At 69.3% G+C, this 16,482-nt stretch carries 12 protein-coding genes; 9 read left to right on the top strand and 3 right to left on the bottom strand.

The window, feature by feature from the left end; all coding sequences use genetic code 11:
- Positions 1-23 precede the first annotated feature (23 nt).
- A complete protein-coding gene (locus tag AB7V09_RS12595; RefSeq protein ID WP_419143965.1) occupies positions 24-986 on the top strand; it encodes an aldose-1-epimerase in 963 nt (320 codons plus the stop codon).
- A 110-nt stretch (positions 987-1,096) separates the two neighbouring features.
- Here the strand turns inward: AB7V09_RS12595 and iolG are convergent, their stop codons facing one another.
- The 3 genes from iolG to AB7V09_RS12580 form a co-directional block, all read right to left on the bottom strand.
- Positions 1,097-2,086 carry an inositol 2-dehydrogenase gene (gene iolG / locus AB7V09_RS12590; protein WP_419143964.1) on the bottom strand — a complete coding sequence of 330 codons (990 nt, stop codon included), beginning with the start codon at positions 2,084-2,086 and terminating at the stop codon, positions 1,097-1,099.
- 190 nt (positions 2,087-2,276) lie between these two features.
- On the bottom strand, positions 2,277-3,353 hold the full coding sequence (locus AB7V09_RS12585) for a transaldolase family protein (protein ID WP_070512168.1): 1,077 nt from the start codon (positions 3,351-3,353) through the stop codon (positions 2,277-2,279).
- 153 nt (positions 3,354-3,506) lie between these two features.
- Positions 3,507-4,259 (bottom strand): GntR family transcriptional regulator, encoded by a 753-nt coding sequence (locus AB7V09_RS12580; protein WP_043537579.1) that lies wholly within the window; start codon positions 4,257-4,259, stop codon positions 3,507-3,509.
- Between the two features lie 227 nt (positions 4,260-4,486).
- On the opposite strand from AB7V09_RS12580, the gene iolC reads away from it, so the two are divergent.
- From iolC to AB7V09_RS12540, 8 genes are all read left to right on the top strand, one after another.
- Entirely contained in the window at positions 4,487-5,539 is a 1,053-nt protein-coding gene (iolC, locus tag AB7V09_RS12575) for a 5-dehydro-2-deoxygluconokinase (protein ID WP_419143963.1), read from the top strand.
- 10 nt (positions 5,540-5,549) lie between these two features.
- Positions 5,550-6,464, top strand: coding sequence for a Cgl0159 family (beta/alpha)8-fold protein (locus tag AB7V09_RS12570; protein WP_419143962.1), 915 nt, complete (start codon positions 5,550-5,552; stop codon positions 6,462-6,464).
- Positions 6,465-6,608: 144 nt separating this feature from the next.
- Positions 6,609-7,523, top strand: coding sequence for a 5-deoxy-glucuronate isomerase (gene iolB, locus AB7V09_RS12565; RefSeq protein ID WP_419143961.1), 915 nt, complete (start codon positions 6,609-6,611; stop codon positions 7,521-7,523).
- Between the two features lie 55 nt (positions 7,524-7,578).
- Positions 7,579-9,486 (top strand): 3D-(3,5/4)-trihydroxycyclohexane-1,2-dione acylhydrolase (decyclizing), encoded by a 1,908-nt coding sequence (gene iolD / locus AB7V09_RS12560; RefSeq protein ID WP_075415428.1) that lies wholly within the window; start codon positions 7,579-7,581, stop codon positions 9,484-9,486.
- Between the two features lie 369 nt (positions 9,487-9,855).
- Complete coding sequence (locus tag AB7V09_RS12555; protein WP_419143960.1) at positions 9,856-11,349, top strand: CoA-acylating methylmalonate-semialdehyde dehydrogenase; 1,494 nt, start codon at positions 9,856-9,858, stop codon at positions 11,347-11,349.
- A gap of 521 nt (positions 11,350-11,870) precedes the next feature.
- Positions 11,871-13,487, top strand: coding sequence for an MFS transporter (locus tag AB7V09_RS12550; RefSeq protein WP_075415429.1), 1,617 nt, complete (start codon positions 11,871-11,873; stop codon positions 13,485-13,487).
- A 186-nt stretch (positions 13,488-13,673) separates the two neighbouring features.
- Positions 13,674-14,954 (top strand): MFS transporter, encoded by a 1,281-nt coding sequence (locus AB7V09_RS12545; RefSeq protein WP_075415430.1) that lies wholly within the window; start codon positions 13,674-13,676, stop codon positions 14,952-14,954.
- A 156-nt stretch (positions 14,955-15,110) separates the two neighbouring features.
- On the top strand, positions 15,111-16,289 hold the full coding sequence (locus AB7V09_RS12540; protein WP_075415431.1) for a zinc-binding dehydrogenase: 1,179 nt from the start codon (positions 15,111-15,113) through the stop codon (positions 16,287-16,289).
- Positions 16,290-16,482: the final 193 nt, after the last annotated feature.

Raw genomic sequence — 16,482 nt, 5'->3', positions numbered from 1 at the left:
CCCCGCACACTGGGACAGGAACCATGATTAACGGAGAACTCATCGATCTGGTCGCCGGCGACTATGAGGCGCGTATCGCCTCATCGGGTGCCATGCTCGTCCACCTGCGCCACCAGGGGCGCGACCTCATCATGCCCTTCGACGCCGAGGCCACACTGCCCGCCGGCTGGCAGGGCAAGACCCTGTTGCCGTGGGCCAACCGCATCGCCGGGTCCCGCTACGACTACGCGGGCGCCGAGTTCCTCGTGGGCTGCAACGAGCCGGCCAGTGGCTCTGCCCTCCACGGCCTGGCCGGCTGGATGGACTGGCAGGTCGCCGACGACGACCCCTCCGGCCCCGATGACGGCGCCCCCCGCAGCCGCGTCGTCCTGGAGCTGAGCCTGCTGGCCTCCTACGGCTACCCCTGGAGCCTGGAGGCCAGTGCCTGCTTCGAGCTCGACGCCGAGCGCGGACTGAGCGTGACCGTGACCGCCACCAACGTCGGTGCGGCCCGCCCCGCCCCGCCGGTCCCCGGCGCGCCGGAGGTCGAGGGTGAGCCCGCCCCCGCTCCCTACGGCGTGTCCTGCCACCCCTACCTGACGCGCTCGGTGCCCCTGGACGACTGCGTCCTGACGATCCCGGCTGCCGAGGTCCTCGATGTCGACGAGCACATGGCCCCCACGCACCGGCGCAGCGTGGAGGGCACCGACTGGGACTGGCGGGGCGGCCGGCTCGTCGGGGCCACCCAGACGGACAACGCCTACACCGCCCTGCCCGAGGGCACCTGGGAGGTGAGCCTGCGCGGCGGGCAGGGGAACCGCGCCGTCATCATGAGCTCGGACGTCCCCTGGGTGCAGGCCTACACCGCCGACGAGCTCTCCCGCCCTGGCGTGGCCATTGAGCCCATGACCTGCCCGCCCAACGCCTTCAACAGCGGGGAGGACCTCATCGCCCTCAAGGTGGGGCAGACCCACTCCTTCACCTACCGCCTCCACGAGGAGGACTGAGCGCGCACGCGGCCTTGGCTGAGCCCGCAACGAGGCGCTGAGAACGCGGGTGGGCGTCGTCGAGACGGAATGCTCGACGACGCCCACCTGCGCGTCAGAGGGGGCGGTGCTCAGCTCAGTCGCACCGGCTGCCCGGAGTGGGCCGACTCCGTGGCGGCTTCGGCCAGGCGCAGGGCGGCGATGGCGTCCTCGATGCCGGTGGGGGGCGTGGTGCCGGCCTCGACGGCCTCGATGAAGGCGCTCAGCTCGATGCGGTAGGCGTCGGCGTAGCGCTCCAGGAAGAAGTCGAGGTAGGGCTCCTGGGCGTCGGTGACCTCGCCGTTGGACAGGCGCACCGTGGTGGCGCGGATGTTCTCGGCGAACAGGGCACCCTCGCGGCCCGAGGCCTCGAGTCGCTGGTCGTAGCCGGAGGAGCAGTGGCGGTTGTTGATGATCGTGGCCACGGCGCCCGAGGCGGCCTTGAGGGTGACGACGGCGGCGTCGAAGTCGCCGGTGTCCTTCAGGGCCGGGTCGAGGTTCTGGCCGGCGGCATAGATCTCCTCGATCTCGCCCAGGAAGAAGCGGGCGGTGTCGAAGTCGTGGATGGTCATGTCGCGGAAGATGCCGCCGGAGACCTTGATGTACTCCGCCGGCGGGGCGGCCGGGTCGCGGCTGATGATGGTCAGCTGCTCAATGTCGCCGATCTTGCCGGCCTCGACCGCGGCGCGCGCGGCGGCGAAGCTGGGGTCGAAGCGGCGGTTGAAGCCGAACATGACGGGGACCGTGACGGCATCGAGCTCGGCCTGGGCGGCCTCGACGTCCTTCATGTCCAGGGCGATCGGCTTCTCGCACAGCACCGCCTTGCCCGCCTTGGCGGCGGCCAGCAGGTGGGGGATGTGCAGCGGCGTGGGGGAGCCGACGATGACGGCGTCGATCTCGGGGTCGGCGAAGACCTCCTCGACGTCCTTGCAGGACCGGGCCCCGTAGGTGGCGGCGAGCTTCTCGGCCGCGTCCTCGAAGGGGTCGCAGACCAGGGCGAGCTCGGCCTGGGGGTGGGCGGCGATGGTCTTGGCGTGGACGTGGCCGATGCGGCCGGCACCGATGACGGCGATGGAGAGCATCCTTGCTCCTTCTGCGTGTGAGTGGGTGTGTGGGTTGGTGTCTGAACTGTGGAAAGTGGTGGGGCGGGCGGTTCGACGGCGCGGAACGTGTGGACATGACCGAACACGCCGTGGACCCGCCCGGTGCGGCGGGTGCCGCTGCGGTCGTCCGGGCCCCCACCGGGACCCGGACGATCCCGACTGGAGTCGATCAGGGCTGGGGCATGATGACGTCGCGCACCAGGGCGTCCAGGTCGGCGTCGGCCTGGAGGAATCCGCGCAGGGTGCGGCGGGTCGCGCCGAAGGTGTCGAACTCCTCGGGCGTCATGCCGTCGGGCTCGTAGGCGCGCACGAACTCGGGGATCGACAGGAGCGTCTCCATGATCTCGGGGGCCACGGGCTCGTTGATGCGCTCGACGACCTTGTAGCCGGAGTCGTTGATGAGCTTCTGCCAGGCGAAGGGCGGGGAGACGACCAGGTCGCCGCCGACCAGCTCGGACCACTGCAGCACGTTGCGGAAGGCGGCCGACAGCACGCGGGCGCGCAGGCCACGGGCCTGGAACTCCTGGTAGGCGCGCTTGAGGGCGGCCACGCCGCCCCACTCCAGGTGACCGGGGTCGATGAAGAGCTTGTCCCGCTTGGCCACGATCTTGAGCCAGTCGTCCAGGCGACCGCCCATGAGGGTGACGACCGGACCCATGGTGGAGACGTCCTTGCCCTCGGCCTCGCGGCGCTTGAGGCCGCGCTCGATGGCCTCACCGGTGGCCACGGCCTGGGGCACGGAGAAGGAGACGGTGACGTTGACCGACACACCCCGGTAGGTCGCGTCCTCGATGGCCTTGACGCCCACGGAGGTGGCGGGGATCTTGACGATGATGTTCTTGGCCAGGTTGGAGAACTCCTCGGCCTGGTCGGCCAGGGCCTTGGCGCTGCGGGCCAGGCGCGGGTCGGTCTGCATCGACAGGCGACCGTTGCGGCCCTTGTGCTCCTCGAAGATGGGCTCGAGCAGCGTGGCGGCCTCGATGCTCATCTCGCGCACGACCTGCCAGCCGATCTCGGACTCGGTGGCCTCGGGCATCTCCTCGGCCAGCTCGGCGATGCGGGGGAGCCACACGTCCTTGCGCTGGTTGATGCAGGTGTAGGCGATGGTGGGGTTGCAGGTGGCGCCGACGCCGCCGAAGGAGATGGACTGGCGCAGCTCGTCGGGGTCGGCTGAGTCGTTCCACAGGGCGGTGGGCGTGTTGCGGGCGGCGTCGAGAAGGGGTCCGGGGGTGTAGTCGATGCTCATCGGTTCTGTGCTCTCTTTCGGGTTCATCCGCGCAGGCGTCCTTGCAGCCGCGGTCCGGTATCCCCTATTGAAGTGTGCTCGACGGCATCTGTCAATAAAATGTCAGGACAAAGATTCCTGGGAGTGGTGGTGACTCCTGTGTTGGGGTGAGGGCTAGCTGGAGAACAGCGAGGTCTCGAAGGTGTAGCGCGAGGCCCGATAGATGTGCTGCCCGTACTCGATGACGCGGCCCGACTGGTCGTAGGTGATGCGGGTGGCGGTCATGAGGGCGGCGCGGCGTCGCTCGTGGAGGAGGTCGGCCTCGCGGGCGGTGGCATTGCGGGCCCCGATGATCTGCTTGGCCGTGGTGGGGATGACGTCCTGGGCGCGCAGCAGGTCGTAGAGGCCTCCGGCCTCCAGCTCCTCACGGGTGGGGGCGATGGCTGCCGGCATGAGGTTGGACAGCACCGCGATCGGCTCGCCGTCGGCGCAGCGGATGCGGGTGCAGGTCACGACGGCGGTGCCCTCCTCGACCTCGAGGTGCTCGGCGGCCTCGGCGTCGGCCTCGTGCTCGACGTAGTCCAGCACGCTCGTGGAGGTCGTGTGGCCGGCCGCGGACAGGTCTGACAGCAGGCTCGTCAGCTGCATCGGGCGGTGGACGTGCATGGGGGAGACGATCGTGCCCACGCCCCGACGGCGCTTGACCAGGCCGCGGTCCACCAGGTGCTGAAGGGCCTGGCGCGCCGTGGGGCGGGAGACCTTCAGTCGCTTGGCCATCGAGAGCTCGTCCTCCAGGCGGCTACCGGCGGGCAGTGTGCCGTCAAGGATGAGTGTGGCCAGCGGCTCGGAAATTTGCGTGTGCAGCGGCGTCTTGGACTCGCGGTCGATCGTGATGTCGAGGGCGAAAGGGGATGTTGAATCGGGCATGAGATGAGCCTGTGTCAGACGTGATAATGCCTCGAGCATACGGATGCTGTGTGCTGATGTCACGCACTGTCGCCATCCTGTGGCTGCTGTGCGGGAAGGCGGGTCCTAAATGTTCTGACAAATGCTTGACCTGGAGCGGTCCAGTGGGGCAGGCTTCGCAGTGACGCCCGATGCAGACCTCCGTTCCGCAGGCCTGCAGCCCCCAAGGATGTGGAGACGCGATCACCGTGACGACAGCAACGACGGCAACGACCCAGGTGACCGAGGCGGTCGCGCCCGAGAGCTCGCCCGCAGGCGCCGGAGACGCCGACCGGCTCGACGTGCTCACCATCGGGCGCTGCGGCATCGACATCTACCCCCTTCAGGTCGGCGTCGGGCTGGAGGACGTGGAGAGCTTCGGCAAGTTCCTGGGCGGGAGCCCCACCAACGTGGCGGTGGCCGCCGCCCGCTACGGCCACCGCTCCGCCGTCGTCACCGGCGTGGGAAACGACCCCTTCGGGCGCTTCGTGCGCACCGAGATGCGCCGCCTGGGAGTCGACGACTGCCACGTCGTCACCAAGGCCGCCTACAACACCCCGGTCACCTTCTGCGAGATCTTCCCGCCGGATGACTTCCCCCTCTACTTCTACCGCGAGCCCTCGGCTCCCGACCTGGAGCTGACCTGGGAGGACCTGCCGCTGGAGGTCATTCGCGACGCCTCGATCTTCTGGATCTCGGTGACCGGCCTGAGCAAGGAGCCCTCGCGCTCGGCCCACCACGCGGCCCTGGGCACCCGAGACCGGCGGCGCTTCACGATCGCCGACCTCGACTACCGCCCCATGTTCTGGAAGGACAAGGAGACGGCCCACCGGGAGGTCTCCAGGATCCTTCCCAAAGTTACCGTCGCCATCGGCAACCGGGAGGAGTGCGAGGTCGCCGTCGGCGAGCGCGACCCCGAGCGGGCGGCCGACGCCCTCCTGGAGGCCGGCGTTGAGCTGGCGATCGTCAAGCAGGGCCTGGAGGGGACGTTGGCCAAGACCCGCACCGAGCGGGTGGAGATGCCTGTGACCTCGGTGGAGACGAAGAACGGCCTGGGAGCCGGGGACGCCTTCGGAGGGGCCATCTGCCACGGTCTGCTGTCGGGCTGGTCCTTGGAGAAGACCATCTTCGCTGCCTCCACCGCAGGAGCGATCGTCTCCTCGCGACTGGAGTGCTCCACCGCCATGCCCACCGAGCCCGAGCTGCTCGAGCTCATGCGCGCCCGCCGCGACGAGGTCGCCCCGGGGCTGACGGACCTGTGAGGAGCGCCCGATGAACGCATCACCCACCCCTGCCGCCTCCGCCTCGGGGCCGCGGCCGCTGACCGACGCCGTTACCGAGATCCGGGCCACCGACCCCGGCCGCATCGGCCGGGCCCTGGTCCAGCGCCCCCGCGCCGACCTGTCCGGGGCCGGGCGCCTCATGGTCATTGCCTGCGACCACCCGGCCCGCGGGGCCCTGGGGGCCGGCGAGAGGCCCCTGGCGATGGCCGACCGCGAGGACCTCCTGCGGCGCTGCATGACGGCCCTGTCCCGCCCCGGCGTCAACGGGTTCCTGGGAACCGCCGAGATCATCGAGGACCTGACCCTCCTGGGCGCCCTGGACGGCAAGCTCGTGTGGGGCTCGATGAACCGGATCGGCCTCCAGGGGGCCTCCTTCGAGATGGACGACCGCTTCGGCGCCTACGACGCTGACGGCATCGAGGTCTCCCACCTCGACGGGGGCAAGATGCTCACCCGCATCAACTACGCCGACCCCGCCAGCGCCACCACCCTCGAGGCCAGCGCCAAGGCCATCGACTCCCTGTCCGAGCGCGGCCTGAACGCCATGATCGAGCCCTTCATCTCTCAGTGGGAGGGCGGCCGGATCGTCAACGACCTCAGCGAGGAGGCCGTCATCCGCTCGATCTGCATCGCCCAGGCGCTAGGGCGAAGTTCGGCGCACACCTGGCTCAAGCTGCCCTGCGTCAGCGATCCCGCCTCGATGCGGCGCGTCATGGCCTCCACCTCCCTGCCCAGTCTCATCCTGGGCGGCGAGGTCTCCACCGACCCCGAGGCCACCCGCGCCTCCTGGGCGGCAGCCCTGGAGCTTCCCAACGTCAGAGGACTGGTCGTGGGCCGTTCCCTGCTCTACCCGGGCAATGACGACGTCGAGGCCGCCGTCGACGCCGCCGTCGCCCTGCTGTGAGCACCTGACACGTCCCGCCAACGGACCCACCGCCCCGGCCCCTCACCCCCGCAGCCGCCGCAACCCCCGTCAATCGGCCCCGGCCGGGCCACCCCATACGAGACAATCCCCACGAGTACCCCCAGGAGCTGAAGGAGCACCACTATGGGCCACACCGACCGCACCGCCCCGTCCGAGACATCGGACCAGTCCCGCTACGTCATCCGCGCCGGCGAGCTCGCCCACGACAGCTACGAGCTGGACCTCACCCCGGAGCGGGCCGGCTGGGAGTGGTCCTCCCTGCGCGTGGTGGCGCTCGCCCCCGGGAAGCCCTTGACCGTGCCTGCCGGTGAGCACGAGTACCTCGTCCTGCCCCTGTCGGGCGGCTGTGACGTCCAGGCCGGCGGTGAGCGCTTCGAGGTGGCCGGGCGCGAGTCGGTCTTCACCGACATCACCGACTACGTCTACGTCCCCCGCCGCACCGAGGTGACCCTCACCAGTACCGACGGCGCCCGCATCGCCCTTCCCGGCTCCAAGGCCACCACCGACAAGCCGCTGCGCTACTGCCCACGCTCCGAGGTCGGCACCGGCCTGCGGGGGGCCGGCCCCTCCTCGCGCCAGGTCAACAACTACGCCCTGGGCAACGACGTCGAGACCTCCCACCTGCTGGCCTGCGAGGTCCTGACCCCCGGAGGCAACTGGTCCTCCTACCCGCCCCACAAGCACGACGAGCACACCGAGGTCGAGCGGGTCCTGGAGGAGATCTACTACTACCAGGTCCGCGCCGGTGAGGGCGACGCCGAGGGCTTCGCGCTCCAGCGCATCTACCCCTCGCCCGGCCACGACATTGACGTGTGCACCGAGGTGCGCGGCGGCGACGTCGTCGTCATGCCCTACGGCTACCACGGCCCCTCCGTGGCCGCCCCCGGCTACGACCTCTACTACCTCAACGTCATGGCCGGCCCCGCCGAGGACTCCGTGTGGCTCATGACCGACGACCCCCACCACACCTGGGTGCGCCAGACCTGGGAGGGCCAGGAGGTCGACCCGCGCCTGCCCATGACCCCCATGAACGACTAGCCGATCCGCCTTTCGACCGCCCCCACCACCTGAAGAAGAGCAGAGAAGAACCACGATGAGCAACGAAGCCTACGCCGGGACGATCCGCCTGACGGTCGCCCAGGCCACCATCCGTTTCCTGTCCAACCAGTACTCCGAGCGCGACGGCGTCGAGCAGCGCCTCATCGCCGGGGCCTTTGGCATCTTCGGCCACGGCAACGTGGCCGGCATCGGCCAGGCCCTCCTGCAGAACGAGATCGCCCGTGCCGACGGCGAGCAGGAGATGCCCTACATCATGCCCCGCAACGAGCAGGGGCAGGTGCACGCGGCCGCCGCCTTCGCCAAGACCACCAACCGCCTCCAGACCTACATGTGCACGGCCTCCATCGGCCCGGGCTCCCTCAACATGGTCACCGGGGCCGCCCTGGCCACCACCAACCGCCTGCCGGTGCTGCTCTTCCCCTCCGACCAGTTCGCCACCCGCGTCCCAGACCCCGTGCTCCAGCAGCTGGAGGACCCCACCAGCCTGGACGTCAGCGTCAATGACGCCTTCCGCCCCGTCTCGCGCTTCTTCGACCGCATCAACCGGCCCGAGCAGCTCATCCCCTCACTGCTGAGCGCCATGCGCGTGCTCACCGACCCCGCCGAGACCGGCGCGGTCACCATCGCCATGCCCCAGGACGTCCAGGCCGAGGTCTTCGACTGGCCCGTGGAGCTGTTCCGCAAGCGCGTGTGGCACGTGCGCCGCCCGGTGCCCGAGCCCGCCGCCCTGGAGCGCGCCGTCGCCCTCATCAAGGCCGCCAAGCGCCCCCTCGTCATCGCCGGCGGCGGCACCATCTACGCCGGCGCCAGCGAGGAGCTGCGCGCCCTGGCCACCGCCACCGGCATCCCGGTGGGCGACACCCAGGCCGGTAAGGGCGCCATCAACTTCGACCACCCCAGCGCTGTGGGCGGCGTGGGCTCCACCGGCTGCGACTCCGGCAACCACATCGCCGACAAGGCCGACCTCATCATCGGCGTGGGCACCCGCTACTCCGACTTCACCACGGCCTCCAAGACCCAGTTCAAGAACCCCGACGTGAAGTTCGTGAACATCAACGTCACCCCCTTCGACGCCGCCAAGGAGAGCGCCGAGATGGTGGTGGCCGACGCCCGCGAGGCCCTGGCGGCCCTGGCCGAGGCGCTCGCGGACTACCGCGTCGAGGCGGCCTACTCCGAGGAGATCACCGCGGAGAAGGAGGCCTGGCTCAAGGCCACCGAGCGCTGCTACCACCTGGACCACGGGCCCCTGCCCGCCCAGACCGAGGTCTTCGGCGCCCTCAACGAGCTCATGGGGGAGGAGGACGTGGTCATCAATGCCGCCGGCTCCATGCCCGGTGACCTCCAGGCCCTGTGGCAGGCCCGCAGCCCGCTGCAGTACCACGTGGAGTACGCCTTCTCCTGCATGGGCTACGAGGTGCCCGCCGCCATGGGCGTCAAGCTCGCCCGCCCCGAGGCCGAGGTGGTCTCCATCGTGGGTGACGGCACCTACCAGATGCTCCCCATGGAGCTGGCCACCGTGGTCCAGGAGAACATCAAGGTCATCTACGTCCTGCTGCAGAACTACGGCTTCTGCTCCATCGGTGCCCTCTCGGAGTCCCGCGGCTCCCAGCGCTTCGGCACCAAGTACCGCCGGCGCGGCGAGGGCAGCCACCTGGCCGACGAGCAGGTCATCGACGGCGTCGACATCGCCGCCAACGCCCGCTCCTGGGGCCTGGACGTCCTCGAGGTCCACACCATCGCGGAGTTCAAGGAGGCCTACCGCAAGGCCGAGGCCTCCGACCGTCCCACGATGATCCACATCGAGACCGACCTCTACGGCCCCAACCCGCCCGGCTCGAGCTGGTGGGACGTGCCGGTCTCGGGGGTCTCCGAGCTGGAGTCCACGCAGCGCGCCTACGAGGAGTACCTGCGTGACCGCAAGCCTCAGCGTCACTACCTGTAAGGCCTCTACCTGAAGGGATCGCAGGTAGGACGCGGATGACGGCGCGCTCCTGCGCCGACCGCGACGGCGGGGGTCCACGGCCGATGGTGCCGTGGACCCCCGCCGTGTGCGTACCCCCGTCCGGTGAGGACGTCGACGGTCGCTGTGCCGGCGGCGTCGCGAAGGGGGCGCCAAGATCACGATGTGGTCAACGCCCCGATTATGTTCTGACAAAACGGCACCAATCGCCGTCTGGGACGTTAGGCTGGGGGCACATGCAAGGCGCTGGGCGCCCGGCCGGTCCGCCAGTGAGACCTTGGTCCGAGTCCGGCCCTACCCACCCCATAGGCGGGGCGGGTCCGCGAAACCGACAATCAGGAGTCGATAACGATGAGAACCATTGCGCACTGGGTTGACGGAAAGTACTACGAGGGAAACCCGATCGGGCGCTTCGCCGTCGAGAACCCGGGGACCGGTGAGGTCGAGGCCGAGCTGCTCCAGGCCTCCGACGCCGACCTCGACCACGCCGTCGAGGTGGCCCGCCGTGCCCAGAAGGAGTGGGCGAAGGTCTCGCTGGCCAAGCGCACCGCCATCATGTTCCGCATGCGCCAGCTGGTCCTGGACCACCAGGACGAGATGGCCAAGATGATCGTGGCCGAGCACGGTAAGAACTACTCCGACGCCGTCGGCGAGATCCAGCGCGGGCGCGAGACCCTCGACTTCGCCACCGCCATCAACCTGGCCCTCAAGGGCGAGCACTCCTTCGACATCTCCACCGGCGTGGACATCCACACCCTGCGCCAGCCGGTCGGCGTCGTCGCCGGCATCTGCCCCTTCAACTTCCCGGCCATGGTGCCCATGTGGATGCACCCCATCGCCATCGCCACCGGTAACGCCTTCGTCCTCAAGCCGGCCTCGGCCACGCCGTCTGCGGCCCTGCTGACGGCCGAGCTCTACAAGGAGGCCGGCCTGCCCGACGGCGTCTTCAACGTCGTCTCCGGCAACCGCACCATGGTCTCCAAGGTCCTTGAGCACTCCGGCATTGACGCGATCTCCTTCGTGGGCTCCACCCCGGTGGCCCACATCGTCCAGAACACCGGCGTCACCCACGGTAAGCGTGTCCAGGCCCTGGGCGGGGCGAACAACCACGCCATCGTCATGCCCGACTCCGACCTGGACTTCGCCGCCCAGCACATCTCCGCCGCCGCCTTCGGCGCCGCCGGCGAGCGCTGCATGGCCCTTCCCGTCGTCGTGGCCGTGGGCGGCTGCGGCCCGGATCTGGCCCGCCGCGTCAAGGCCCACGCCGAGAAGATCAAGGTCGGCTACGGCATGGACGAGGGCGTCGAGATGGGGCCGGTCATCGACGCCAAGTCCAAGGAGTTCATCACCGGACTCATCGACGACGCCGAGGCCAAGGGCGCCGAGGTCGTCCTCGACGGCCGCCCCCTGGTCATCCCCGGACACGAGAAGGGCCACTTCCTCGGCCCGACCATCGTCGACAACGTCCCCCTGGAGTCCTCGCTCTACACCGAGGAGGTCTTCGGGCCGGTGCTCGCGATCGTCCACGCCGACACCTACGAGGAGGCCATCAAGCAGGTCAACTCCTCGCCCTTCGGCAACGGTGCGGCCATCTTCACCAATGACGGTGGCGTGGCCCGTCGCTTCGAGCTCGACGTCGAGGCCGGCATGGTGGGCATCAACGTGCCGATCCCGACGCCGGTGGCCTACTACTCCTTCGGTGGCTGGAAGGAGTCGCTCCTGGGTGACACCCACATCCACGGTCCCGAGGGTGTGCGGTTCTATACCCGCGCCAAGGCTGTGACCACCCGCTGGCCCTCGGAGAAGACCTACGCCGCGACCATGTCCTTCCAGCGCGAGGAGTGAGTCCGGCTGCTCCGCCACCCATCACCGCGGACGCACCATAGAACTCTAGGACGGATCCTGCAGGATGAGTCCGCGAGCCCTATGGTGCGTCCGCGCCTTTGTCGGGACGGAGGGCGACCCCCTACTTCCAGAGGCAGCCACCGGGCGCCGGCGGAGCGTGGACGCCTGCCGGGGTCTTGAGGCTGCTGCGCGCTGGCAGGCCTGCAGGCGGTGTCATCGGGGGAGTGGCGACTGAAGCCGCCCGCCATACTCGTCCTGGTGGGCCTGCGCCTCACTCCCGGGACGCTGACTTTTCGTTGGCAGAACAGCATATTTCCGGGCTGTCGTCCAAGGATCTGAAAATGCCTGACGTCACCACTTCCCCAGAGGTTATTGTCATGACATTATGGGTGTGTCGACATGGATGTCGGCGCCGCCCCTGCGCTGCGGGGCGGTGACCGGCGGACCGGGCCATCCGGTCCACCCCGCAGCGCTCTCTTTCGCCTCCGCCAACGATGGCGGACGACCCAAGGAGTTCTTTCATGTCCACAACACCCAGTTCTGCGGCGCACTACACGCCGGAGAAGATCCGGGAGCTGGTCGACCAGACCCCCGCCTCAGGGCCGAAGCGCTCGCTGGGACTCATCGCCCTGGTCGCCACCCTCGGCTCGCTGCTCTTCGGATACGACACCGGCGTCATCTCCGGCGCCCTGCCCTACATGTACCTGCCGCACGGCGCTGACGGTCTGCAGATCACCTCCTGGGAGGAGGGCTGGATCGGCGGCCTGCTCTGCATCGGCGCCGCGCTCGGCGCCTCGGTGGGAGGCAAGCTCTCCGACAAGTACGGGCGCCGCCACAACATCATGCTCCTGGCCGTCGTCTTCTTCGTCGGAGCGCTGGGCTGCACGATCTCGCCCAACATCTGGGTCCTCTACTTCTTCCGGATCGTGCTGGGCTTCGCCGTCGGTGGAGCCTCGGCGATCGTTCCCGTCTTCCTCGGTGAGACGGCTCCCAAGCGCATCCGCGGCACCCTGGTGGCCGTGGATCAGATGATGATCGTCTTCGGCCAGTTCCTCGCCTTCTCCATGAACGCCGTCCTGGCCCGCATGCACGGCGGCCCGGAGGTCACCCTGGCCAACGACGTCGTCAACAAGTCCGGTGAGGTCGTCGCCAAGGCCGGCGACAAGGTCCCCTGGGAGACCGTGCAGCACTTCAGCAACGTTGTGATCGAGTCCGGCAACGGCATGACCTGGCGCTACATGCTCGTCCTGGCCACCCTGCCCGCCGTGGCCCTGTGGTTCGGCATCCGCCTCATGCCGGAGTCCTCGCGCTGGTACGTCGCCAACCTGCGCATCGCCGAGGCCATCGGCTCCCTCAAGCGGGTGCGTGACGAGTCCAAGGACGGCTCCATCGCCGAAGAGGTCGACGAGATGCTGGAGATCCAGCGCAAGGAGGCCAACCAGGAGAAGTGGGGCCTGGCGCAGATCATGGGCGTCAAATGGACCCGCCACCTGCTCTTCATCGGCATCATCCTGGGTCTGGCCGACCAGGTCACCGGCATCAACACAGCCATGTACTACACGCCCAAGGTGCTCTCCGCGGCCGGCCTGCCCATGAGCGACGCGATCTCCCTCAATGTCGTCTCCGGATTCGTCTCCTTCGTGGGCTCCGCCATCGGCCTGTGGCTGGTCACCAAGTTCGCCCGCCGCCATGTGGGCATCTACCAGGAGGCCAGCATCGTGGTCTCCCTCGGCCTCCTGGCAGCGGTCTTCTACTTCCTCATCCAGCCCTACCAGGACGCCGACGGCAACATCACGGGAGCTCCCACCTTCGCCCCCTACCTGGTGCTGCTCATCGTTTCGCTGTTCGTGTTCGCCAAGCAGTCCGGGACAGTCACCTGGGTCCTCATCGCTGAGATCTACCCCGCCAAGGTTCGCGGTACGGCCATGGGGCTGGCCGTGGGCACCCTGTGGATCGGCAACGCGATCGTCGCCGCGGTCTTCCCCGTCATGATGGAGAAGCTCGGAGGGGCGGGGACCTACCTCATCTTCTGCCTGTTGAACGTCCTGTCACTCATCTTCTACATGAAGTTCGTGCCTGAGACGAAGTACCACTCCTTGGAGGAGCTCGAGGCGCGCTTCGAGAAGGAGTACAGCTGAGGCCAAGGGGTGAGGGACCGCGGCAGTGACCAGTAGAGCTGAGCCGAGACGGTCGGATTGAAGCAACCGTCAGGCTCTGAGAAACTGCCGCAGTTCCCCTCCCGACCTCTCCTTGTTCAGATAACGTCCCTTCCCAGTTGAGCCCAACACATATCTGCCGCCTATGACGTACACGGTGACTGGTCCATGAACCCGCATCCGCCGCGCAGCGCGCCACCCGCTCCGCTCCGCCTCCGCCTGTACGCATGGGCGGCAGGTCTGTTCCTCGGTGCCCTGGAAGGGGCGCTGGCTATCGAGGTCGCCGGCGCGCGCGGCGCCGCTCTGCCCCTACTCGGTGCCGTCGCTGCGGCGATGGTGCTGGGAACCTTCACCGGCCGTCCCCTCGCCCGGTACCTGGGGCGACGGAGGATGGGCCTGCTCATGGGGGCTCTGGCAGTGCTGGGCGCCGGGGTCGCAGCCGGGCTCGGCGGCGTCGTCGGCCTGATCGGGGCGGGCCTGGTGGGGCTTGCCGTGGGTGGGGTGCTCGTTGTGGCGCCATTGGTGTGCCACGAGCTCTCTCTGCGCGGGCATAAGCGGCTCATGCCGCAGGCCATGGCTCTTGGCCCGGCCGCGGTCGGTGTCGTGGTCCTGGCGGCCTGGTGGAGTCCCCCGCGGCTCCTCATCGCCTGGGCGATGGTCGCCCTCGCTGCGCTGGCGTACCTGGCCTGCGCCCTGCTCCTGCCCGAGAGCCCGGTCTGGCTGGTGCGGCAGGGGCGCGACGTCGAGGCCTTCGAGGCGCTGCGCCGCCTCCACGGGACCCTGGAGGCCTCCGTGGCCATCGACTGGACCCGGCTGGACGCGGAGATGATGGCCGAGCAGCAGGCCATGTCTCCCGCTGAGCTGCGAGTGCCCGAGGTGCGTGCCGCCGTGCTCACCGGCGCCGTCCTCATCATCGCCCAGGAGGCGCCCCTGGGGGCGGCGGCCCTGGTCCTCGCCCCGCTGATCGCCACCGAGCTCGGCCTCGCATCCGCCGCGATCGCCGTGAGCGCCGCGACCTGGACGGGGCTGGCGCTCCTCGCCCTGGCGCTGGTGACCCGGGTCGAGCAGCTGCGCTTCCTGCGGGTGGTGCTGGGAACGGTCGTCGCCGTCCTGGGGGCCACCTTCCTGGTGACCGGTATGACCCTCGGGGGCGTGGGAGGCGCTTGGACGATCACCATCTCTCTGACGATCCTCGTCGCCAGCCAGTCCGTCCTGGTCCTGCCCGCCTGCCAGGGGGCGATCGACCCGCGGATCCCGCCCTGGCTGGTTGAGGCGCAGCGGCGCGCCTCGGCGACCGGGGGAGTCTTCGCGCGCGCCGGGGTCCTCCTGACCTCACTGCTCATCGTGGGCTACCTCGGAACCCACGCCCTGTTCTGGGCGGCCTTCACGCTGTCGGTGCTCAGTGTCGCCGTCGTGCTCTTGCGCCTGCCGCGCGAGCTCAAGGTCTAGGGGATTGGCGCGCGGGGCATCTCTGAGGACAGCGCCCCGAGCATCCGACTTCGGACCTATGATTTGTCAGGACAAATATCGTATGGTGGGGGCGTGGCCGCAAGGAGCCACTCGGCGGCCCGACGTCGTCGACACCTGACAGAGAGGCACCTGAGCATGACGAGCAACGAGGCAGTCCAGGCCTCACAGACAACCGTGTCCATCCCCGAGGTCATTCCTGAAACCATGAAGGCCGCGGTCCTGCGGGACCACGAGGTTGGCCTGCAGATCGAGACCCTGCGCACGCCCCGGCCCAAGGCCGGCGAGGTCCTCATTAAGGTGGCCGCCTGCGGATTGTGCCACTCCGACCTCCACGTCATCGGCGGCGCCATCGCCTTCCCGCTGCCGGCGGTGCTCGGCCACGAGGTCTCCGGCACCATCGTGGAGCTCGGTCCCGGCAACGAGCACACCGGCTTGACGGTCGGGCAGAAGGTGGCCGGCGGCTTCCTCATGCCCTGCGGCCAGTGCGACGCCTGCGCCTCGGGGCGCGACGAGCTGTGCGGCCCCTTCTTCGACCTCAACCGCCTCAAGGGCGTCCTCTACGACGGCACCACCCGCCTGGCGACCCCCGACGGCGAGCCGGTGGCCATGTACTCCATGGGCGGCCTGGCCGAGTACGCGGTGGTTCCCTCCACCGCGGTGGCCCCCGTGCCGGACAGCATCGACATGGTGCCGGCCGCCATCCTGGGCTGCGCGGCCATGACCGGCTACGGGGCCGTGCGCCGCGGCGCCGACCTGCGCTACGGGGAGACTGTCGCCGTGGTCGCCACCGGTGGCGTGGGCACCAACATCGTCCAGATCGCCCGGGCCTTCGGCGCCAGCCAGGTCATCGCCATTGACGTTGATGACGAGAAGCTGGCCCCCATGCTCGACTACGGGGCCACGGCCGTGGTCAACTCCGTCACCCAGGACGCCCGCGAGGAGGTCTTCCGGCTCACCGGCGGCAAGGGGGTTGACGTCTCCTTCGAGGCCCTGGGCATCCCCGCCACCTGGACCACCGCCTTGGACGTTCTGGCCGACGGTGGCCGTATGGTGCCGATCGGCCTGGGGGCCGGCGTGCAGACCGCGGGGGTGGAGATCAACCGCACCGTGCGCCGCTCGCAGTCGATTCTCGGCTCCTACGGGGCGCGCACCCGCCAGGACCTGCCGGCCGTTGTCGACCTGGCCGACAAGGGCGTCATCAACTACCGCGATGTCGTCTCGCGCCGCCTGCCGCTGGAGGAGGCCGGTGCCGGCTACACCGCGCTGCGCAACCGCGAGATTCAGGGGCGCGCCGTCGTCGACATGTCGCTGTGATCCCAGGCGGTCAGCCCCGGTTTTCCGGGGCTGACCGCGCTCGCTCTCTCGTCCTCGCGCCTCCTGCTCGGGCCCTGCTGGTCTGAGTAGGAGGCGCAATGTGCGATCAGAAACCGAGGTGGCGGGCGCTCGGTGTCCACATCGGAGACAAAGGAGCCGGCGGCTCGATCAGACAGCTGATGAAACCGCGGAA

It is taken from the genome of Actinomyces sp. SKVG-SVH-4(1) (assembly GCF_048514265.1).
Classification (GTDB): Bacteria; Actinomycetota; Actinomycetes; order Actinomycetales; family Actinomycetaceae; genus Actinomyces; species Actinomyces oris.
The sequence above is the reverse complement of the archived record's forward strand: the minus strand, read 5'-3'. Positions and strand labels throughout refer to the sequence as shown.